The sequence below is a fragment of the Rhizobium sp. 10N427 genome (genome assembly GCF_056394605.1).
Genome location: NZ_JBFTID010000001.1, coordinates 110928 through 131916, shown reverse-complemented (window position 1 = coordinate 131916; position 20989 = coordinate 110928). Strand labels below are relative to the sequence as shown.

Below are 20989 nucleotides of genomic sequence, written 5' to 3'. Positions count from 1 at the left end.
TCGGCGGCCGTGATGGCGGCCGACGCGGAGTGCGATTAGCGGCCGCGGCGGCGAGCAAAGCGGAACAGGTGGTCGTCCTGGAAGATGAGATCCTCGCCGGGCGCTTCGTTGGAGAAGTATTCGTGTGCAGATTCTCCGTTGCGAGCAGAGCGATCACCGCCCACGCGGCAGAGGCGCGCAAGGTTGCGAAACTCCTGCGACGTGCACCAGCGAAGTCCGGCGAGCTGGCATTCCATCTTCATCGCCATGAAGCGCGACGAGTAATCTTCGAAGCGCATGGCGCGTGCACACTTTTCGGCATACATCACGTGGATGCTGCTTTCCTGCGGGGTGTAGCGTGTGGAAGAGAGGCGGGTTGCGAGGAGTGCTGCAGAGTTCATGTCGGCTCCATTGGTGACATGTGGACGTGCGTCGCCGTTCTTCCGGGAGTGCCGGAAAGTGGCGAAGGGATGTGGGACGTTCAAGGGTCCGCCTCGCGGCGGCGGTTTCACTTCACGGCGGATCGCGTGCGGATCGGGTCGGTTCGAGCATCGGCGGAGATTTCCTCAAGACACGGGTGGTCGTTTCCGGCATCGGTTTGGAGCCAGATAAAATCGGGGAGATGTCAGGAGGGGATCAGGCTATGACGGCGAAAAACGCTGCGTCGGTGCAGGGTGGTGTGAGGCGGTCTACTGCGTACATTTGGAACCCCAGTCAGATAACCAGTTGCAATTCCCAAACTATTTCATTTTCGTGTCAGGGAGCGTACCTAGGGCTGAATCGCGAGGAATTCGTCGAAGCAGCTATTTTCGCATGATAGTTTCTGGATTCTTGACACGGAAATTGGAGTGTCAGGCGCATATTCTGACGCTCCGCTGCAGCCCAGCGCTGAAAGAGCGTCAGGCACCGAATATGAAGAAAGATATCCGCTTCATCAAAAAGCCTCCGTTCAGGGCTGGCATAATTAACGCATATTAACCATGCCGAGTCCAGCGGTTTCTTCCAACATTATCAGTTGCTTGCGCGTTCCCGTTAAGTTCTGTTGTCAACAATTTGATGCGAATCCTTCGTCATTTGTGACTTGCGTCGGCGATGCAGATCATTCCCTCAGGACAAACCGAGGTAATGAATCCATGGGCTATTACGCGCAGATAATGATCGAGCTGAAAGAGCGGTTCGGGCACATACTCAAAGAACGCGGGCTCGTGATGCGTGGAGAGCGCATCGGCGGCGAATTGAATCTTGTGTTCAAGAGTGAGGACGGCGCCTGGAGGCTTCCGGTAGAGATCGAGATACCGGGTAGCGATGACACCGGCAAGCCAAGGGCCGAATGGGAGGACTTGAAAGTTTCGGCCCTGATCCACTCCGAGGTGAAGATCGGCAAGGATGGCTGGGTAGGATTCGTCGAGAGGCAGAATGAGACGCTGGAGCGTTCCGACTGCAAGAGCGCGTCACAGTTCACTTCAGCTATTGGCACCTATCTGAAGGACTGCGTCATCATACCGAATGTTCTTCTCGAAAGGGAGGTTGCTCCGGAGATCGCTGCCGCCTATTTCGAGTTTGCCGAAGGATTTGGCGTCAGCAGCGAAGACATCGAATTTACGGTTGGTGATGGCGTGCAAACTGTGACTGCACATGACGCTGCGGGGCAGGCGGTCAGTTTTGTCTGGTCACGGGGTAGCCGTTACGGCAAGGTGCTGGTGGACGGCATATGCGTCGAACAGACCAATGCCTTCGACTACACGGACATTGCGAACACGATATCGGAGCACTTCGAGCAGAGGACACGCAGACGGTCGAGGTGATGCATCGTCTGATGATGCCAGAGCGATAGCAAGCTGGTTCCGGGTATCGGCATGGATGCCTATAGCCGCGGACGGGCCAGGCCTATTCTACCGAACATGCGTTCGACGCCGGGAACGCAAGGCGAGCCGCCGCCACAGCAGGCGGCGGCTCAGATTGCCATTTAAGCGTCTACGCTTTGCATATCGAGTTCCTCGTCGATGGCCTCGAGCCAGTCACTTGTCACGGCATTCAACTTGGGGAGCGACGATTGAGCCGTCGTTGGCTTCACGCCGATCAGGGTCTCATCGAAGGGGACGAGCGGTGGCGGAACCACCGAGTTTGGCAAGCGGGTCTCCAAGGCGTGTGAGATGGCAACCCCGACCGCGCAGGACATCTGCGGCGGAAAGGCGTTTCCGATTTGATAGAATTGCTTATGGGGCGCTCCGTCGAATTCCCATGCGTCTGGAAAGCCCTGCAATGCTTTCGCAACCGCTACAGTCAGATGGGGAAGTTGCGATGGGCTGAGGATCTCGGCGGGCATGAGCGGCTTTTTGCCAAGTTTCTCGATGTCGATCTCGAAACCACTCTCGACTCTCCACCGCTCTATGATCTCTGGTTTCGCCTTAAAGAGACTCGAGACCACGGTGTACGAGGGCTCGCGACCATAGGTCTCCAGCCATCTGCTGGACCATTCATCGTATGATGTGTCTCCCTTGCCTCTGTGCGGGAACAACATATCCCCAACGACATCGGCCATGCCGATCTTGCGGCTGTCGCCTGCAGGCATCGAGAACACACCTTGCTGGTCGTGACGAATCCCCACAAGGACTACCCTCTTGCGTGCTTGAGCAAGACCAAAATTCTCACCATGCATTACGCGGAGGCGGATGTGATACCCGAGCGCCCTCAGCCGTCTGAAGACGGACGCTCTGTAGTGGGTGAACTTCTCGTTCCGGAAGCCGTCAACATTTTCGAAAAAGAACGCTCGTGGTCGGATGATGTCAACATATCGGATGGCCTCGTCGAACAAGTTCCGCTTGTCCCTCTGGCCCTTCTGCTTCCCGGCAACCGAGAACGCTCTGCACTCCACGCCGCCCGCAAGAAGGTCGATGTCATGGTACTGGCGAAGCTCGATGTCCTTCACATCCTGAATAGCTGCTTTCCGGACAATCCAGTTCCAGTTTTTGTTCAGCGTGTTGGTGGCGTTCGCGTCTTTATCGTAGAGCGCGACAGGCTCGAATCCGGCCTGCATGAGGCCGATTGCCTGCCCACCGGCTCCAGCACATATCTCGACGAAGCGCAGACGCTCCCGGTCCATTGGCGGCTCCTGGCTCTCCGGCTCAGCCTGCGTCATGCAGGGTAACAGGTACGCCAGCGCTTCCTGGAGTTCGTACTTGTAGATGTAGCCCAGCTCGAATCCGAAACCGTTCTGGTTCGGGCCGTATCCGAAAAGCCCCTTGGCGAAGCGCGTGAGAGCAAACTGAGCTGCCGCCAGTTGTTTACGGGGACCCGCCTTCAATGAAGCTAGGCCGCCTTCGGGTATTTCGATTTCACCGTACAACGCATGGAATTGCCGAAGAACCATCTTGGCGCTTTCACGGATGGCGACTGCGTCTGCCAAATAATCGTCGTACTCGACAACTCGTTGAAGGTGGACAGTCATCTCGTCAGGCTCGTAGGATCGCACAAGACGGTCGATCTGCATCAGCAGCGCTTCTGAACTCTCTGCGAGCTTCTTTACAAGTGAGGCTGTCTTCGCGTTGGCCGCAGCCTTCAGCGCGCGCTGGCGGCTTCGCTCTGAATATGCGTAGTTCCCGATCTTGGACCGCAAGGCCATCCGCTTGAGAAACGCAATGGTCCGGACGTCGACGATGTCCCCAGCAGCAATGCTCTGGAGCGCAGCCTCCCGAGTGACTTTGTCCGAGTTGATCATCGACTTGATCACCGCGAACGGCGTTGCCTGCTCGCGAAGAAGACCTGCGTCTCTTCCAAGGACTTCTTCAAAGGAAAGGATCGCCTTGACGTCCGACTGGGGCACGCCGCATTCGACTAACAGAAAACTGCGAAGATCACCTTCGCTCATTGATCCACGCATCTTATGGATGTCGGCGATCATGTCCAACTGGGCCTTGGCCATCAGACGTCGATTCCGAAGGATTCGCTTTCTGAGCGCTGTGGCGGCTCTCCCTTCAGCCTCAGTATCGATCTCGGCTTCGGTGTCGATCGCAGTATTGGTCTCTGTCATCATCAGCCCCATAATTCCGAGCTGTCTTACCGGCCGAACCCTACTGTCCCGGAAAGGGAATACGTCCAATTTTAATGGAGCTGCTTTTCCGTCTTCGGGTTATCGACGTCGTCGCGGAAAGCTTTTCGTGCTGCTCAACACTTGATGGGTTGAAGCAATTCAATGTGAGTATTCGTTTCTACGGATCGTCAACATGCGGAGCGTGGGACCATTTCTTCGGCTCTCGTACGTGCCTGCAGTCGCGGCAGCGCGATCCGATCATCCGAGGCATCACGGTCAAACTCCGGCAACGACACCTCGAAGGGCGGTTCGATATACCAGCGCGCCTCCAAAGGATGATAAAGACCGGGGAGAGGGAAGAGCTGGTGGATCAGAAGGTAGTCGTGAACATTGCCGCTCATGATCGGTAGCCGATGAGCAATCGATACGGCGGCAATTGACAGGTCGTGGCCGAGCCTGTTGCTCTTCTGACTGCTGGGAACGGTCCACATATGCTTCAGGCCGGGAACCGCTGTCATCTCGGCATATTTCATCGCGACATCGACGGACATTTCCGGAAAGTGGAAAGACGTTGCTATCAGCTCCTTGGCCCAGTTCGCTATGGCGATGGCCTTGCCGGGGTTGTCTCGGATCTTGAGGTTGGCGCCGCGCATGAGTTCGGCAATCACCGGATAGCAAAGCGCGAGACGATGGACGCCGACTTCAAGCAGCCATGGCCGGAGTCCGGGCGGGGCATTCGGATTGCCCATCAAACTCACAATGTCCGTGTCCATCAGAAGCATCGACTCTCTCACACGATAATTCCTGTGCGGGCAGATGGCGGATTATTGAAAAATCGTAGGCACTTCCCAATTCGGTGTTACAGTGCGCTCGCTCTAGTCGTCCCGGAAGAGGCCGCCCGATGTCGCAAAGTTCTGACTGGCAAAGACACGAAGCCGAGGATCGCATCCGAGAGGTTTTGGATGCGGCGAAGGCGCGGGGCGCTCAGAGAGTCGTCGATACCGACGGCAGATTTGTGATCACCTTCGAACCTGTGAAGCAAACGCTCGAGGAGCTGTTTGCGAAACCGGGTCCCTTTGCCGATGACAACTTCGATCCCTGATCTTGTCCTTGCATTTCGGTAACGGAGCGTAACCGGCGATCGCAGTCTCAACAAGATTGCCCGGAGAGGTTTCGATCAACCTCCGCCTAGCCCTCTGTTTTCGCAGCGCAATTTCGTAACGATCGTTAATGAAATGACCCGTTACAATACACTGTCCAGCCAATCCCGCGGTCATTTCGATTTCCCGGGAGGCGTGCAATCGTTAAGGAGAAATAAATTTTCGGTTGACGGCTCGGGAGTTGTTCACTATCTGTTCCGCCATGAGCACCAGCCACTCCTTCGCACTACGAATAGGTTGACCGATCCCGGGACGGATCCCGGTCTCGTCAAGATTTGTGTTCCGACGGAGTTGAGGTCATGAGGACCTTGAATGCTCATGCAGCAAGCAATGATGCTTGCGACTTTCCGATCTACAGACCCTATTTCCCCGCAGGTACTTTGAAGTGCATCGGCCGACCGCTTTTTCGGTCACGTGCTGCGCGAGACTACGCGTGCCTTCTGGATATCGAACCCGACGTCGTTGAGTGGCGCTGTGTCGTCGATCCCGTGCTCGAGGACGATTGCTGCGAAGACGCCGCCGAGCAGCACAACGTGGACTTCGAAGTTAACCTCGGAACATCGAGCGTGCTGGTCGATGTGTCGTCGGGTACGGAAGCCCCGGCATGGATTGGCGACGCCGTGCGCCGAAAAGGATGCCTATATCAACTCGTGCAGCCCACAGAATTCGCGGCGCTGCCTCGATTGCAGAACGCCCGGGATCTCCTTCGGTACGCGGATTGGGAGGCGGCGCTCGGCGACAGGATCCGGATACAGATGGCACTGGAAGAGTACGGCTCCCTGACGCTCGCGGAATGCTTGTCAGCCGTCAGGGATGGAAAACCGATGCAGTCGATTGCTTCGATGATCCTCAAAGGCGTCGTTAAAGTCGATCTCGACGAGGCCCTCGGGCCAGACACTATCGTCCGCCGCGCCAGTATTTGAGGTCTCCAATGAGAAGTGTTCCCTTGAGCGAGCGTGCTTCCACGCTCGAAGTGCACACCTATGCCTGCGCGGTGCGAACAGCGCTGCGGCGCGGTAGGGTTTTTGCTGGACCCGATCGACTGGTCGGGTTGCGGTTGCCTCCCGGCGCATGGATCGACGCGTACCGGGATGCGGCGGAGACGACCCTGAAATCGTGCGGGTTGGAGAGATATGTCATCACCAGCCTGCTGGCTTCAGCCAAGCCGGGCGATGCGGATGCGACTGATGCCATCTATTTCACGAGATTTAAGCCCGCGGTCGTGATCCTTATCCAAGATGGCGCGACGATCCCCATTGAACTGGAGGTTGGTCTCGACGACATCGTTGACGTCCAGCCGATCAATCCCAGGCATCTCGTTGCGGCGGCCAAGTCTTCGGTCGCGTTGAACATGCCACTGGAGGTCGCTCGGACGCTCGCAACCTATCCGGCCAAGACGCTGTTCTTGGCACTCCGGCCGGGACGTCCCCTGGATGTCGTGCTCAAGAAATTGGCGACAACGAACGAACCTGTGCGGTTTGTGAAGCCTCAGCCCTGGGAGCCTCGGATTGAAGACCTTGAAGGATATGGGGACGCCAAGCAATGGGCGCTGGATCTAATCGTCGACTTGAACGACTGGCGCCAGGATCGCATCCGTTGGGACGACGTGTCATCGGGGTTGCTGCTCAGTGGTCCGCCCGGCACCGGGAAGACCATGTTTGCTGCGGCTCTCGCGCGTTCATGCGGAGCAAACTTCATCGCGACTTCGTCAGCCCAGTGGCAGAGCCGCGGCCACCTAGGCGACATGCTCAAAGCAATGAGAGGCTCTTTCCTCCAAGCAGAGCTGGACGGTCCCACCATTCTGCTGCTTGACGAAATTGACTCAATTGGAGATCGAGGTTCGTTCGTTGGTCAGAACGTCGACTACAACATCGAGGTCGTAAACGCTTTGCTTGAGCTGCTCGACGGCGCCGCGGGGAGGAATGGCGTTATCGTCATCGGCGCTACGAACTTTCCAGAGAAAGTTGACCCCGGCCTTCGGCGACCCGGACGATTGGACCGGCACTTTGCTCTGGAGCTTCCCGACCACGACACCAGAGCACAAATCGTTCAGCTTCACCTGGCGCCCGAGCAGATCGCGACCGACGACATCCGGACGATCGCTACTGCGACGGTCGGTCGTTCGGGAGCCGATCTGAAGCAATATGTCGTAGACGCCAAGCGGAAGGCGAGGCGACAGGCAAGGCCAGTTGAAGCCGCCGACATTCTAAGCGTCGTGCCACCCATGCGGCCGCTGGAAGGCGATGAGCGCCGGATCGCCAGCATCCATGAATCCGGTCACGCCGTTGTCGGATTGGAGTTGTCGGTTGCCGAAATCAATTTCGTGGTCGTCATGAAACAGAAGATCGCGGGTCAGCCAACACAAGGATATGTCCAATGGAATGTCCCGCCGTCATCGTTTGGAAACCGCCAGTCGTATTTGAACAAAATTGCTATGCTGTTGGGCGGCATCGCGGCCGAGAAGGTATTCTACGGTGACCACTTCGACGGAGCGGGCGGGTTCGTCGGATCCGACCTCCAGCTAGCGACTGATCTTGCCACTCTCATGATTGCCGTCTTTGGCATGGGCGACGCGCTTACGTACACCCACGCACCGACACCCGATCTCCTACAGAGGCTCCGCGAGAATGATGTCGATATCCGGCAGCAGGTCGATCGCGTGCTGTGCGAACAGTTCGCCAGAGCGTGCGCCATGGTTGATCGGAACCGAACCAAGATCGAACGGTTGGTATCGATTCTGGAAAAACACGAGGTCGTTCCCGGCTATGAAGTTCGGGCTATCGTAGTTCAGGACGGCTTCGTGTGATTCAAGACAGTCGACTCTTCAGGCACGAAGCCGGGGAGGCGAAGTCGTCTATGGGACTGTAGCACCAATGTATACTCGGGGGCACACGCCGCTCAAGGATAAGTTAGCAGGAACACCTCTGAGCCATCAAGCCGCGACGGCTCGTTAAGGCTGCATGGCGCTTGCCGGCTTTTAAAATGGAAGGTGAAAAGCTCTATGCCGTTCGAAGGCGCGATCATTATCAGGTGCTAAAGAACGCTACCGCGTGGAGCTCGAATTCCAGCAGCTTGGTGCGGAAGTCTACGCGAATTCGGCTCTGACCCGGCCGCAGATCTTACTCGAATGCTTGTTCGTTTCCAGTGTTTGTGGATCTTGGGGTCGAATATTTGAAGGCACTGAAACCGCAAAGACGCTCGGCACACCGCGCTTGTGCTCTGGGATGCGAGAGGCTTGCCTCCGAACATCTCGCTAGCGGATAGCATGGCATGTTGCTGCAAGTTGTCAGCGGGGCGGCTGCCTCGCGCTATTTAGACTTTGACTACCCTGGCGGGTCCGACATAACGTACGCTTCTCACAATCAATAGGTTGAGCACGGGTGAGTCTATGCATGAAGTGCAGTCTGAGGCTTCTTCTTCGGCCGTGTCCCCTATGGATCAGGCTCGGAGGAACCTTGAGATCTTGCTCGCCGATGTCGGTGAGAAGGCCTCGGACGCGGTAACTGAGGAAGATGCAAAGATAAAAATTATTAATAGAGTGCTCATTGACGTTCTTGGATGGAGTACGAAGCAAATAAGTGCCGAGAGGCAACACGCTACCGGCTATTCCGACTATATCGTCGGTGGACCAAGTGAGCCTACCTTTGTCGTCGAGGCGAAGCGGCAGGGAATTCTTGATGTTGATCTTGCTCGTCGTGACAGGTTACGGCACTTGGCGCTCACTAACACGGCACTGAACGACTGCAGGGATGGCGTTTCGCAGGCCCACGGCTACGCGTCGGACGAAGGACTTCCATTCTCGGTCCTGACTGATGGCGAAATCTGGCTTATCTTTAAAACTTTCATACCAAGCCGCCCATTCAGAAGTGTCCCATCGTTTGTGTTTCCCTCACTACTGGCGGTAAAGAACGATTTTCACGTGTTCTACGAGTTGTTGTCCGTAAATGCTTGCGAAGGTCGGCTTTACGCGATGCGATTTGATGAAATCCACAACACGTCTGCAAATATTGAAGGGGCTCGATATTCTGCACTCAGCGACTCGGACATCCACTTAACATCAAAGACGGATTTTTCCTTCGAGGTCGAAAAGATCCTTGGGACATTCTTCGATAAACTTAGAGGAGACAGCGATCCAGACTTGCTGGTCAACTGTTTCGTCGAGAGTCGTGAGAGCCGTTACGCAGATTTCAGTCTTGAAAAACTGACCGATAGAATTCTTGGAAACATCAAGACAGGTGACATTGAAGACAAGCTAGCCGATGTCATAGAAGTTGCGGCCAATGACGCCAGTAGCGGAGAAACGGTTTTTATTGTTGGGCCAAACGGGGCCGGTAAGAGTACTTTCGTTGAGCGCTTCTTCAAAAAAATTCTGCGGGAGGACCTCCGTGTAAGGTGCATGGCAATACATGTCGACCTTCTGGACATAACTGGCGCGGCCGATAGCAGTAGTCGTGAGAGCATTGAAATTCTGATCGACATTATCCACAAAGGAATCTACCCCGAGGCCGACGGCCCCAGCTACGACCAGATGCGCGGTCTATATTTTAGCGAATATGAGCGCCGTCGAAAGGTGACACAGAGGAACCTTTACAATTCTGACAAGCCGCAGTTTCAGATCAATTTTGACGAGTATGTCGAAAAAATTGTTGAGCAGAACCGCGAGGACTATCTCAAAAGACTCCTGAAAGACATTGTCAATAATCGCAAGATGTTGCCCGTTATTGTCTTTGACAATATCGATGACCACGACGAGCAGACAAAGATCTTGGTTTTTCAACTCGCCCAATCTTTGAGGCGGCATGTTACCCACTGTTTGTTGATCTTTCCCATTACCGACAAAACAGCATGGGCAATATCGAAGCTTGATATCATCAATGTTTATTCAAGCCGATCTTTCTTTCTTCCCACGCCATCACCTCGTGAGATTTTTCGGAAAAGGATTGACTATCTTGCCGGTGACGATCTTCGGACTAAGAAGCCTCGGACGAAAGAATTTTACCTTTCGAAGGGAATTCGCCTGCAGATCGACGACATCCGAAAATTCTCGTACATCATCAACGACATTTTCGTTCGGCAGGAATACACGGCACAGACGCTCGGAGAGTTTAGCAATTACAATATCCGGGTGACACTCAACCTCGCGCGCCGCGTGATTACGTCGGCTGCCTTGCGTATCGACGCCCTGGTCGCGGCATATGTAGTTGGGGAGGCCACTGTCATCCCTTTCAACGAATTCTTGGAGGCTCTTCTGAAGGGCGACTACGTCGCCTTCAAGCCAGGCGACTGCAAGCAGTTATGCGCAATATTCGAAACCGACCGCCGCCTGAACCAAAGTCCGCTACTAAAGCTTCGAATCCTAAAATTGCTCGAGGCTCGGTTGATGCAGGGAGGGACAGTTGACGAGCGACATATTCCGGTTCAATCGATCATCGATTTTTTCGACGCGCTCGGATCGTCAGAGGCGGGCACTTCAGCTGCATTGAGGACATTGCTTGATGCAGGGCTCATTGAAACCTTCGACACCTCGTTGGGGCAGTTGTCCCAAGATCAGTCGGTTGCGATATCTCATCGAGGCGGGGCCCACTTGAGTCTCATTACTCGATACCCCGTTTTTGTCGAACAGCTCAGTCTGTCGACGGGCCTGTCAGATCGATCTCTCGCGGATGAACTCAAGGCTTTGGCGCAATCTGGTGATGGGAAAAAATATCGCGGGGCTGAGAAGTTTCTCACGCATGCGTTGAATAGAGATGCCCAGTTGCTTGGTCCGGTGGGTTTAGAGGATCGCGGCGATCAGAATGCGCTCATCCAAGCTCTTACGATGCTCTCGGCTGGAAAGCGTCCGGTGAGTTTTGGCGCGTCTGGAGTCAATGCTCAGCACCTCAGATGCGTTGTTGACTGGTTCGACAAGTCACTCGGATACGGTTTCGTTAAGCTCGTTGACCAGGGGTTGAGCGCGATGCTGCACAGAAATGCGTTTCACGGCAGTTCAAGCGATATCTTCGAAGGCGATGTCTTGGTCTGCGAGCTAGTGGAAGGAGAAAAGGGCTTATCAGTCGAGCGAGTGTTGTCGGTAGAGAAAGAGCATACGCAACGGGCTAAAGGGGTTTTGACAAAACTCTCGCTTGAAAGGGCTTTTGCGTTTGTCTCGATCGACGGCCTTCCGATCGATGCATATGTTCCTCTAGGACAAGTTCCTGTCGAAACTCAACGCATGCTGAAGGAGGGAATGAGAGTGTCCGTGGCATACGAGAAAAACCGCACCAAGGGCGGCTACGTAGGTAGAGAGCTCGAGATCGTATGAACGCACTGCTATCAAATCCTGAGATGCCGCATGCTGCGAGAACTGAAGCGGGTTGTCGCCCATGTGGAACGAGTTCTGCCTGATCGATTGACACAATTTGCGGCTTCAATGGTCAGGGTCAGGGGCTTTATCACCTGCACGTCGGGCGGCGTCTCATGTCAGCTTGCGCTCGCGTCGTACCCGGGCTACAAAAGCCCCACGAAATCGCGATCACCGGGTCGGCCCTAAGCCGGACGGCCGCGACAGCGCTAGGGCGGCCGGACATGCATGAGATACTGCACCTCCGGCCGTTTCGATTCTAATATTATAAACTGTCATGCGAGCCATTTTCGAATGATCGAACTGGTAGCGCAGCCTCGTGTTCTCTCGTCCGGAGTGTGCCCCTTTTGCGGATCATAGAGCTTGCTGAAGACGCTTTGGACTTTACACCTAGCCGCGAAGGTCCGATCCCAGGTCATTTGATGGATTGCGGCGGCGGCTGGAAGGCAAATAGACGGCGCTCCTCCGGCGTGTAGCCGTCATGCTGCCATTGTTTGCGGCGAACACCCGGCAGCCGACATCCGGCTCCGATTCGAATTGCCATGAGGATTATCCGATGCTGAAGACTACGTTCGCCACAGCTATTGCCGTGCTCTCCCTCGCACCGCTGGCCAACGCCTCGAGTGACGGAGCTTGGAACGCGCTCTTCGCCAAGGCGAACGGCACCTGCATCGGCCAGTCTCGCATGGTCTCTCCCGAAGCCACCGCGCCAGTTGTTTTCGATGATGCCACAGGCAAAATCGCCATCCTTCTTCGCGAGAAGAATCCGCGGTCGAAGAAGATGGTCAACGTCATCTGCCTGTACGACAAGAAGTCAGGCAAGGCTTCGATTGCAGAATACAAGTGGCTGGGGCAATAAGCTTTCGGGTCGCTTTCTGGAGCGGCCTCTGCGCAGGACGACACCAACCGTCAGCAAAACTGCGCCGCCGCCTCGCACGGCGGTGCCTCTCCTTTGCAAACGCTTGGAAGCCATCGAGCGCAACTCGCACAAATGCGCACGCACTCTAGTGATAGTGTTCGTTGCATCTTCCGACGCAGCGTCTGGACGCCAGAAAAGGATGACCGCGGGCTCCAAGACAAAAAGCCCGCGGGAGCAGTGCGAGCATCATACTCGATGAAGCGCAAGGATCAGGGCGAGCATGCCCATGCTCAAGAACTACAGCCCGACGATCATAGGAAAGCTGGGCGCGGCCTTCACTGCCACCCGGGCGACCGCCCGGCGGCGTCGCGGATAAGAATAAGGCGTTTTCATCGTTGGGCATCCTTCACATTGGAAACGGAGGAGCGGGGCATTCCCTTCCTGCTCGCCTTGGGAGCGGTCTCGCGCCCGGTCTGGCGTGCGCCAGGTGTCTTGTTCTCCTGCGGGATTGACCCGGTCACCGTACGGTCGGGTTTCGGCTTCGGCACGGGAGCCGTCGGCGGGAACACGAGATCAATCATCCACGTGGCCGATGCTTCGGTCGCGGGTGCGGTCGCCGCGATGAGAGCCGCTAGTGCGGAAATTGCGAGGAGGCATCTGTTCTGCTTGCTTTTCTGGGGCATTCGCATTTCCTCATTGTTGTGACGACGGGGAGAGAATTCGTCATGAAGGAAGGATAGTGGCCCGAGCGATTGCGCGGTATTCTATACAGGTCTCGTCCGGGTAACTCCTTGGTATGGTCTGGTTAATCTGGTTGGCACCGCGTCGTCCGGGTGCCGGACGTCACGGCCTTGCACCATTCGTGACCGTCATCGACAGGCGGGCATGCGCTTGTGCTTGCTCTCGCGTGGATGACCGGGGGCTGAACCAGCGGAGGGAGCATGTTCATCAGCAACACCATTACGAGGCCGATCATCGAAACGATCGACTGGATAACGGATATCGTCTTGGTGGCTTCGCCCATCGTCATGCCGAAGGACTCCTTCACCAGCCAGAACCCCGCATGGTTTGCATAGTTGAAGAAGAGCGAACCGCACCCAATCGCCAGTGCGAGGAGGGGAGTGTTGACGGGTTCGGCCATCGCAAGAGGGGCCAGGAGCCCCGCCGCACCGACGATGCCGACCGTCGCCGATCCGGTGGAAACCGAAAGCAGCATCGAGATCAGCCAGCCGAGGATTAGCGGTGAGAGTGCGAACTCCTGGCTGAGGTGGACGATAGCGTCACCGACTTTCGCGTCGGTGAGCACGTGCTGGAACGCGCCGCCGCCCGCTATGATGACAAGCACGTTCGCGATCGGCTTGAGGCTGGCGGACATGGCGTTTCGCAGGTTTTCCGCGTCCCCCGACCTGGCATAGACGAGTACCGACGCCGCGAAGACTACGCCGGCGAGCATTGCGATTAAAGGGTCGCCGACGAAGGCTGCGAGGCGGCCCATAGTGGAGGACGAAGGAAGGCGGAGCTCTGCGACCGCGTTGAGCAGCATGAGGATGGCAGGTAAGAGAGCGACAAGAACACTCACCGCCAGGCCCGGCCGCCACTGACAAACGATCGGTGCAGCCGCGTCACCGCGCGAGAATTGACCGACAAGAGATGTGTCCGGCTTGACCGCCAGCCGCGGGGCGATGAACGCGCCGTAAACCGGACCACCAATTACGATCGCCGGGATCGCCGCGACGAAACCGTATAGCATGGTTGCCCCAACGTTCGTCTTGAGCGATGCGATTGCAGTCAGCGGGCCTGGATGCGGCGGTACCATTCCGTGCATCGAAGCAAGAGCGGCGATTACCGGGACGCCGACATAGACATAGGCGGAGCCCCGTATTGCGGAGCTCTGCTCAAGTTTCCTCGCAACGTTGAACACGAGCGGCAGCAGCACGACGAGACCGACTTCGAAGAACATCGGGATGCCTACGACGAACGCGACACCCGACATGGCCCATGGCAGCATAGCAACAGATGTCCGCTTGATGATCGTGTCCGCGATGCCGTCAGTGACTCCGTTCTCCGCCATGATCTTGCCAAGCATCGCGCCGAGTGCCACGACGAGCCCTACGGCGCCAAGGGTGTTGCCCGCGCCAAGTTCAATCGACTTGACGACCTTGTCGACAGGCATTCCGGCTAGCAGGCCGACGAGAAGCGACGTTAGCATCAGTGCCAACAGTGGGTGCATTCTGACACGCGACATGATCAGTGCGACCAGAAGGACAACGCCTCCGGTGGCTACGGCCAAAAGCTGTATATCGGTGTCGCTCATCTTTCTTTCCTGAAACGCCTTCGAAACAGCAGACGGCTGTTGGGTCTTCTCGAAAGGTCTGGAAGAGATCGTGACGGAAACGGTGACGGGTTTCTTGTAATAATCGGCGCTCTGATCGCGCCGTCTCGCCGTCTCGCCGTGGCAATCTTCTGTGTGACACGTCCGTCGAGCGGCTACACAGCGGGCGGGCGAGTTAAATTTTCCGCGCGAAGGCAGCAGGGCGGAATAATACAATCCAAAATGCCACCCCCGAGCGAATTTTCCTTCGCCAAGCCACCGAACCTGATGCGTCGATCACCCGCTTCGACAGCAGGCTAGCAGTGGCGCGTCAAACGACATCCGAAACGAAAGGAAACATCCATGAAGGCCAGATTTTTGTTGGCTCTCGGCATCGCTGCACTGATGAGCGGGACCGCTTTCGCCGAGACCATCCCCGGAGCAAACGAACCGATCGTCAGAGGTAACCCCGTGCAGAAAAGCTATGGCGTCTATATCGATCAGATGATCGCCGACTTCATCGAAAAGAACCAGCTCCCCGGATTGACGCTGGCCATCGTCCAGGCCCCCTACATCCCGCGCTCAAGCGGCTACGGCAAGACGAGCATCGACCGGGACGAGCTGGCCTCGACGAAGACGATGTGGAATGTGGGGCCGATCACGCAGGCTTTCACCGCCGTCGCCGTTATGCAGCTCAAGGAGCAGGGCAAACTCAAGCTCGACGACACCATCTCCAAGTACGTCGATGAGCTTCCTGCGGCATGGAAGGACGTCACGCTCATGGAGTTGCTCCAGCACTCCTCGGGTATTCCGGACTACAGGCAGAAGCTCGATGACAGCAAGCGCTTCACGCCCAAGGAGCTGATTGCTCTGGTCGGCGACAAGCCTCTGCTTTTCGATCGCGGTACCAAGACTGTCCAGAGCGCTACGAATTTTACGCTGCTCGCGATGGCGATCGAGCGCGCCAGCGGCATGAGCTATCACGACTTCGTCTGGCAATACCAGATCGACGCATCCGGTCTGCCGAGCACGATGTTCGTCGAGGACATGAAGACCAAAGCCCGGACCGACAGGCCCGACAAGATGCCCGAGCACGACAACCAGCACTCGCACTTCAAGTCTCAGGTGGACTTCATCAACCCGGTAGAGCCTGCCACGGGATACCGCGAGGTCGATGGACACATGATCCCTGTCGATGCGGACCTTTCCGAGAACCTCTTCGGCTTCGGCAATATCTGGTCCTCGGCGGAGGACATCAGCAAATGGGACATCGCGTTGGCGGGTTCCGTGCTGATCAAGGACATCGCCGATCGCGATGTCATCTACATGCCGACCAAGCTCGCAAACGGCACCGTCGTTCCGGCGATGGCCGGATGGGAGTTCACCAATCACCCGGGCTTCATGGAAGTTAAGGGCAATTCCCCGGGCTTCAGCTCGTACCTCAGCCGCTTCACCGCTTCCTATGAATTGGTCTGCGTAACGCTGCTCACCGACAAGGAAGGCGTAGACCTTACCGTTCTGGCTCGCAATATCGCGGCGGCATACCGGGCGGATCTCGGCCCGGCGGTGGATCCGCAGAATATCGTCGCGCAGGAAAGCAAGTTCGGCGCTGCCGAGACCGTAGCACGCATCAAGGAGGACCTGGCATCCAAGAAGGTTCCGGTGTTCGCGACGTTCGACCATGCCGAAAACGCGACATCTGTCGGCGAAAAACTGCGCCCGACGACCGTTCTCGTTTTCGGCAATCCCAAGATCGGAACCAAGCTGATGCAGGCGGACCAGTCCATCGGTATCGACCTACCGCTTCGCGTCCTGGTCTGGGAAGACGAATACGGCCGCACGTGGGTCGGCTATCCGAACGTGGCCAACCTCGTCGACGGCTACGGCATCAAAGACCAGGCGACGGTAGGCACGATGACCAAGTTCCTCGACGGCGTCGTTGGCCGCGCTGCGAACGTCTACAGCTACTGACAGGAGACATCAGATGTTTGGACTCGATAAGCCGACCTCCCGTCGGTTCGCACTCGGTGCGCTCGGCGCATCAGCGATGGCTGCCGTAACTGTGGGTGCCTCCCCGGTATCCGCGAAAGAACAGACTTCCTCTCCGGCCGCCTCACAAGGCGGCCGGAAGCTCCGCAGCCTCTCAGCGAAGCTGGCAAAAGCGCCACGTCATCGTGATTTCACCTCGGTGCCTTTCATGGCTGACCGCAAGGATCTCTGGGATCACGAGGCCTCCGCCATTCTTCTCGCCTATGATGGCGGACCGCGGCAGGCCTGGGAGGCATCGGAGATTTCCGCCGCCTGGCTGAACCTCATGCGGGAGTCTATGAACGGCCAGGTGTTCGCCCACGGAAACAAGGACTTCCTCGCGGTAGCTGCGGTGCATGGCAGCGCCCATCACACTCTTTTCAGCCAGGCCATGTGGGACAAATACGATCTTGCCGAGATCGCGGGTTCCAAAAGCAAGCGCAACGACTTCATTGTCGGGAAATCCGGTGCGACCGAGGCGGACGATCGCCAGGACGTCAACGGGTTCTACGGTCCGGCGAACAACAACATTGGATCGCTGCAGAAGCGTGGCGCGGTTTTCGTGGCCTGCCACGACTCCATTCATGCTATTGCGCGCGCGATCGCTTCGAAGGAGAGCAATTCGGGCCTGCCAGCGGACGCGGTCGCCGCCGATCTGACAAACAACCTCATCCCCGGGGTCATCCTCGTTCCCAGTGTCGTGGCATATCTCGCGGAGCTGCAGGACGCGCGGTTCACCTACGCCAAAGGCGCCTGAAGACTAACGTCGGTGCGAGGCAAATCGCGTCGCGCCGACGGAAAATCTGGTCTTTGGCGGTCGCCGATCTCCAGAACGCCAACTGCACCATCAACAGCGCAAACGCGTCTTCCACGCTGTGACAAAACGCACGAATGACCAGCGAGTGCACGCGCGTAGACCGCTCGTGTCAAGACGGGATCGTTCAATAAATGTCGCACCGTGCACCCTCTATTCGCGCAAGAACAACGGAGCGAATGACCATGCACAGCAAACTCGAAAACCTGGCCGAGAAAGTCAGAGACGGGATCGAAACAATGCTCGAGATCGCCGACGTGTCACTTGAGATTCCGCCGACGCCGAGATCGAACGAGGACGAACTGCTCGATGAGGCGCTGATGGAATCTTTTCCTGCCAGCGATCCTATGGCGTCAGGCCGGATGGAGTAGGCCATCACGCTCCGACTAAACCGGACGCATAGCTGACACAGAAGGGGTCCGGCCTTGAAGGTCCGCGAAGCTCTTCTACGTCGAATTAATGTCCAGCTTTGCGGCAAGTCCTTTTTAGGACGGGAACCGGAACGCGATCCTAGCGTAAGCCGAACCGACCGTGCCGCTGGCCGCGACGATGCATTCCCGGGGCTGGCCATGCGGCCCGTCCGAATTCAAAGGCGACCTCTTACCAGGAACGAGATCTCTCATGGCAAAACAGACTATAGCGGAGTTGATCGTGGACACGCTCGATGCCGCAGGCGTGAAACGCGTCTATGGCGTTACCGGAGATTCCTTGAACGGTTTGAGCGACGCCCTTCGTCGCAAGGGTACGATCGAATGGGTTCACATGCGGCACGAGGAGGCGGCCGCCTTCGCGGCTGGTGCCGAAGCCCAGCTCACCGGAGAACTGGCGGTCTGCGCAGGCAGTTGCGGTCCTGGCAATCTCCATCTCATCAACGGACTCTACGATTGCCATCGCAGCGGGGCGAGGGTGCTCGCGATCGCCGCCCAGATTCCGAGCGTCGAGATCGGCAGTGGTTATTTTCAAGAGACGCACCCCGACAAAATATTCGCCGAGTGCAGCCATTACACAGAGCTTGTCTCGACACCGCAGGTGATGCCGCGGGTGCTCGATATTGCGATAAGACAGGCCTTTTCAAAGCGTGGCGTCTCGGTGATCGTAATCCCTGGCGACATCGCGATGGAGAAGGTGGACGCAGTCGCACCGGGCCGCTGGGTTGTGCCGTCTGATCCGGTGATTGTGCCGCGGGGAGACGACATAGATCGGGCCGTTTCCATTCTCGATGCCTCGGATCGGGTTACTATTCTGGCAGGGGCGGGCTGCTCCGGCGCTCACGACCATGTCGTCAAGTTGGCCGAAATTCTGAAAGCGCCTGTGGTCCACGCGCTTCGGGGGAAGGAGCATGTCGAATGGGAAAACCCATATGACGTAGGCATGACCGGGCTGATCGGTTTCGCTTCCGGCTACCACGCCATGAAGCAGTGTGACACGCTTCTCATGCTGGGTACGGATTTTCCATATCGGCAGTTCTATCCGAGCGATGCCAAAATCGTCCAGATCGATATTGATGGCACGAGGCTAGGGCGAAGGACCACGCTGGATATCGGCTTGACCGGGGACGTCGGCGCGACCATCGAAGCGCTGATTCCAAAGCTCCGGCTCAAGGAGGACGATGACCACCTGCAGAACGCGCTGGACAACTACGCTGAGGCTCGCGAAGGGCTCGACGATCTTGCGTCCGCTGGGAAACAGGGGGAGCCAATCCATCCCCAATACGTCGCCAAGCTTGTTAGTGAAATCGCTGCGGATGACGCGGTCTTCACCTGCGACGTCGGCACGCCGACCGTATGGGCTGCGCGTTATCTCAAGATGAATGGCAAGCGACGCCTGCTCGGATCCTTTGTCCACGGTTCGATGGCAAACGCGATGGTGCAGGCCATCGGGGCGCAAGCGGCGTTTCCCGGACGTCAGACCATTAGCCTGTCCGGCGATGGCGGTTTCGCTATGCTAATGGGTGACCTACTCACGCTCCGCCAGCTCGACCTTCCGGTGAAGATCGTCATCATCAATAACGGTGTGCTCGGCTTCGTCGATATGGAGATGAAGGCTGCTGGATTACTGCCTTCGAACGTAAAGCTCAAGAACCCGAACTTTGCCGCGATGGCCCAGGCAGGCGGTATCATGGGTGTTAGGGTCGAACACGCTGCGGATCTCGATCACGCTCTAAAGGAGGCCTTTGCACATCCGGGTCCGGCGGTTGTCGATGTGGTGACGAACAGCGACGAACTCGCCATGCCTCCCAAGGTCACGCTTGAGCAGATCGGAGGGTTCAGCCTGTGGATGGCGAAGGCTGTCTTGAGCGGCAGAGGAGACACCGTGCTTGATCTTGCGAGCTCTAACATTCGCTGGTGAAGCGGGTAGGTCTTCGGGGCCGGAGGGCATCTATCGCGCGCAACATTCTTTTTCGTTTTCCTCCAGCCCGGCGGGGCAGGGGCCGTAACGCCGTCTTTGCGGGCCGAGCCAAATGATCGCTCCTTCTGCTGCGGCCCCCGTAATCGGCCTGCTCCCACGGACACTTACCAAACGACAGCATTCTACAATAATCGAGCCGCTAGTCGGTGTTTCGTCTCACCAGCAAAGGAGAGCCGACATGACCGAAGCAGCATCGAAGACACCAACGAAATTTGCCGAACTCGAAGACCGGAAGATCGCCTACAGACGTTTCGGTAGCGGCACGCCGCTCGTGCTGAATATTCGTTTCCGCGGAACAATGGATTCCTGGGACCCGCTTTTTCTTGATGAACTGGCGAAGAATTTCGATGTAGTCATTTACGACTATACGGGCCTCGGAGCCTCGACCGGAAACCCGAGCTATGATCGGGCCTCTCTGGTTAAGGACGCAAGGGACCTCATCGATTTCCTGGGCTTCAAGAAGGTTGTGATCGGCGGGTGGTCGCTCGGCGGCGTCGTCGCCCAGAAATTCACCGCAACCCATCCGGAACTCGTGTCCCACACCGTGCTCATTGGCACGGCCCCTCCGGGGAAACCTGAGGTGAGCGGCGAGCGGTTGTTCATGGAAACCGCGATGCATCCCACCAACGGTTTGGACGACCAGATCATCCTTTTCTTCGAGCCGACATCGGAAGGTAGTCGGGAAGCGGCAAAGCGTTCGCTTGAGCGTATCGAAAGCCGGAATGTCGACCGTTCCCCGCAGATCGCAGAGGCGGTTTTCATGAAGCTTCTCAGCGAGGCCAAAGACCGCTCCACGATCTATCCCGATCCCGAAGGTTTGGAGATTGCAGCGCTGGCAGCTGGCCCTAATCCGGTCCTCGTCGTCAGTGGCGATCATGACATCGCCTGCCCGATTGAAAACTGGCTCCCGCTCACGAAGAAGTGGAAGTCCCTTCACCTCATGACAGTTCCGCAGGCCGGACATGGGCCTCACCACCAGGAACCGGAATTCTGCGCGGAGACCATCACGTCCTTCGTCAAGAACGTCCGCTGACGAGAGACGCCGCCGGGGCACGTATC

General features: G+C 57.1%; 17 protein-coding genes. 11 read left to right on the top strand and 6 right to left on the bottom strand.

Features of this window, described 5'->3' with window-relative positions; genetic code table 11:
• Positions 1-35 precede the first annotated feature (35 nt).
• On the bottom strand, positions 36-380 hold the full coding sequence (locus tag AC1DIJ_RS00490) for a hypothetical protein (protein ID WP_162705996.1): 345 nt from the start codon (positions 378-380) through the stop codon (positions 36-38).
• 732 nt (positions 381-1112) lie between these two features.
• Here AC1DIJ_RS00490 and AC1DIJ_RS00485 point away from each other — a divergent pair.
• Entirely contained in the window at positions 1113-1784 is a 672-nt protein-coding gene (locus AC1DIJ_RS00485) for a hypothetical protein (RefSeq protein ID WP_112388385.1), read from the top strand.
• A 161-nt stretch (positions 1785-1945) separates the two neighbouring features.
• Here AC1DIJ_RS00485 and AC1DIJ_RS00480 read toward each other — a convergent pair whose 3' ends face one another.
• Both AC1DIJ_RS00480 and AC1DIJ_RS00475 read right to left on the bottom strand, forming a co-directional pair.
• On the bottom strand, positions 1946-4009 hold the full coding sequence (locus AC1DIJ_RS00480; protein WP_477831157.1) for a DNA cytosine methyltransferase: 2064 nt from the start codon (positions 4007-4009) through the stop codon (positions 1946-1948).
• Positions 4010-4197: 188 nt separating this feature from the next.
• Positions 4198-4782 (bottom strand): type II toxin-antitoxin system VapC family toxin, encoded by a 585-nt coding sequence (locus AC1DIJ_RS00475; RefSeq protein WP_477831156.1) that lies wholly within the window; start codon positions 4780-4782, stop codon positions 4198-4200.
• Positions 4783-4910: 128 nt separating this feature from the next.
• On the opposite strand from AC1DIJ_RS00475, the gene AC1DIJ_RS00470 reads away from it, so the two are divergent.
• The 4 genes from AC1DIJ_RS00470 to AC1DIJ_RS00455 all read left to right on the top strand — a co-directional run bounded on the left by AC1DIJ_RS00470 (position 4911) and on the right by AC1DIJ_RS00455 (position 11470).
• Positions 4911-5111: a Rossmann-fold NAD(P)-binding domain-containing protein gene (locus AC1DIJ_RS00470; protein ID WP_112388382.1), complete on the top strand. Its 201-nt coding sequence runs from the start codon at positions 4911-4913 to the stop codon at positions 5109-5111.
• Between the two features lie 357 nt (positions 5112-5468).
• The gene (locus AC1DIJ_RS00465) at positions 5469-6092 is read left to right on the top strand and encodes a hypothetical protein (RefSeq protein WP_112388381.1); all 624 of its coding nucleotides are present in this window, start codon (positions 5469-5471) and stop codon (positions 6090-6092) included.
• Positions 6093-6115: 23 nt separating this feature from the next.
• Positions 6116-7975: an AAA family ATPase gene (locus AC1DIJ_RS00460; protein WP_162705994.1), complete on the top strand. Its 1860-nt coding sequence runs from the start codon at positions 6116-6118 to the stop codon at positions 7973-7975.
• Between the two features lie 657 nt (positions 7976-8632).
• Complete coding sequence (locus AC1DIJ_RS00455) at positions 8633-11470, top strand: AAA family ATPase (protein ID WP_162705993.1); 2838 nt, start codon at positions 8633-8635, stop codon at positions 11468-11470.
• A gap of 454 nt (positions 11471-11924) precedes the next feature.
• Here AC1DIJ_RS00455 and AC1DIJ_RS00450 read toward each other — a convergent pair whose 3' ends face one another.
• The gene (locus AC1DIJ_RS00450; protein WP_477831155.1) at positions 11925-12053 is read right to left on the bottom strand and encodes a hypothetical protein; all 129 of its coding nucleotides are present in this window, start codon (positions 12051-12053) and stop codon (positions 11925-11927) included.
• A 12-nt stretch (positions 12054-12065) separates the two neighbouring features.
• Between AC1DIJ_RS00450 and AC1DIJ_RS00445 the strand changes: the two genes are divergently transcribed.
• Positions 12066-12368, top strand: a complete 303-nt coding sequence (locus AC1DIJ_RS00445; protein WP_112388998.1) for a hypothetical protein — start codon at positions 12066-12068, stop codon at positions 12366-12368.
• Between the two features lie 389 nt (positions 12369-12757).
• Here AC1DIJ_RS00445 and AC1DIJ_RS00440 read toward each other — a convergent pair whose 3' ends face one another.
• Both AC1DIJ_RS00440 and AC1DIJ_RS00435 read right to left on the bottom strand, forming a co-directional pair.
• Entirely contained in the window at positions 12758-13051 is a 294-nt protein-coding gene (locus AC1DIJ_RS00440; protein WP_112388378.1) for a hypothetical protein, read from the bottom strand.
• 122 nt (positions 13052-13173) lie between these two features.
• On the bottom strand, positions 13174-14682 hold the full coding sequence (locus tag AC1DIJ_RS00435; RefSeq protein WP_112388377.1) for a GntT/GntP/DsdX family permease: 1509 nt from the start codon (positions 14680-14682) through the stop codon (positions 13174-13176).
• Positions 14683-15042: 360 nt separating this feature from the next.
• On the opposite strand from AC1DIJ_RS00435, the gene AC1DIJ_RS00430 reads away from it, so the two are divergent.
• From AC1DIJ_RS00430 to AC1DIJ_RS00410, 5 genes are all read left to right on the top strand, one after another.
• Positions 15043-16650: a serine hydrolase gene (locus tag AC1DIJ_RS00430; RefSeq protein WP_477831154.1), complete on the top strand. Its 1608-nt coding sequence runs from the start codon at positions 15043-15045 to the stop codon at positions 16648-16650.
• The gene (gene tetH, locus AC1DIJ_RS00425; RefSeq protein ID WP_477831153.1) at positions 16619-17464 is read left to right on the top strand and encodes a thiosulfate dehydrogenase; all 846 of its coding nucleotides are present in this window, start codon (positions 16619-16621) and stop codon (positions 17462-17464) included. Before AC1DIJ_RS00430 ends, tetH begins: the two co-directional genes overlap by 32 nt.
• Positions 17465-17706: 242 nt before the next feature.
• Positions 17707-17892: a hypothetical protein gene (locus AC1DIJ_RS00420; RefSeq protein ID WP_112388996.1), complete on the top strand. Its 186-nt coding sequence runs from the start codon at positions 17707-17709 to the stop codon at positions 17890-17892.
• 250 nt (positions 17893-18142) lie between these two features.
• On the top strand, positions 18143-19870 hold the full coding sequence (gene poxB, locus AC1DIJ_RS00415; RefSeq protein ID WP_112388375.1) for a ubiquinone-dependent pyruvate dehydrogenase: 1728 nt from the start codon (positions 18143-18145) through the stop codon (positions 19868-19870).
• A 238-nt stretch (positions 19871-20108) separates the two neighbouring features.
• Positions 20109-20963, top strand: coding sequence for an alpha/beta fold hydrolase (locus AC1DIJ_RS00410; RefSeq protein WP_112388374.1), 855 nt, complete (start codon positions 20109-20111; stop codon positions 20961-20963).
• Positions 20964-20989 lie beyond the last annotated feature (26 nt).

Bases quoted from the DNA above. Each gene is read 5' to 3' on its own strand.
- AC1DIJ_RS00465 (WP_112388381.1), top strand. From the start codon at position 5,469: ATGAGGACCTTGAATGCTCATGCAGCAAGCAATGATGCTTGCGACTTT.
- AC1DIJ_RS00420 (WP_112388996.1), top strand. From the start codon at position 17,707: ATGCACAGCAAACTCGAAAACCTGGCCGAGAAAGTCAGAGACGGGATC.
- AC1DIJ_RS00440 (WP_112388378.1), bottom strand. From the start codon at position 13,051: ATGCCCCAGAAAAGCAAGCAGAACAGATGCCTCCTCGCAATTTCCGCA.
- AC1DIJ_RS00485 (WP_112388385.1), top strand. From the start codon at position 1,113: ATGGGCTATTACGCGCAGATAATGATCGAGCTGAAAGAGCGGTTCGGG.
- AC1DIJ_RS00435 (WP_112388377.1), bottom strand. From the start codon at position 14,682: ATGAGCGACACCGATATACAGCTTTTGGCCGTAGCCACCGGAGGCGTT.
- AC1DIJ_RS00470 (WP_112388382.1), top strand. From the start codon at position 4,911: ATGTCGCAAAGTTCTGACTGGCAAAGACACGAAGCCGAGGATCGCATC.
- AC1DIJ_RS00430 (WP_477831154.1), top strand. From the start codon at position 15,043: ATGAAGGCCAGATTTTTGTTGGCTCTCGGCATCGCTGCACTGATGAGC.
- AC1DIJ_RS00475 (WP_477831156.1), bottom strand. From the start codon at position 4,782: ATGGACACGGACATTGTGAGTTTGATGGGCAATCCGAATGCCCCGCCC.
- AC1DIJ_RS00445 (WP_112388998.1), top strand. From the start codon at position 12,066: ATGCTGAAGACTACGTTCGCCACAGCTATTGCCGTGCTCTCCCTCGCA.
- AC1DIJ_RS00450 (WP_477831155.1), bottom strand. From the start codon at position 12,053: ATGGCAATTCGAATCGGAGCCGGATGTCGGCTGCCGGGTGTTCGCCGC.
- AC1DIJ_RS00490 (WP_162705996.1), bottom strand. From the start codon at position 380: ATGAACTCTGCAGCACTCCTCGCAACCCGCCTCTCTTCCACACGCTAC.
- AC1DIJ_RS00410 (WP_112388374.1), top strand. From the start codon at position 20,109: ATGACCGAAGCAGCATCGAAGACACCAACGAAATTTGCCGAACTCGAA.
- AC1DIJ_RS00480 (WP_477831157.1), bottom strand. From the start codon at position 4,009: ATGACAGAGACCAATACTGCGATCGACACCGAAGCCGAGATCGATACT.
- poxB (WP_112388375.1), top strand. From the start codon at position 18,143: ATGGCAAAACAGACTATAGCGGAGTTGATCGTGGACACGCTCGATGCC.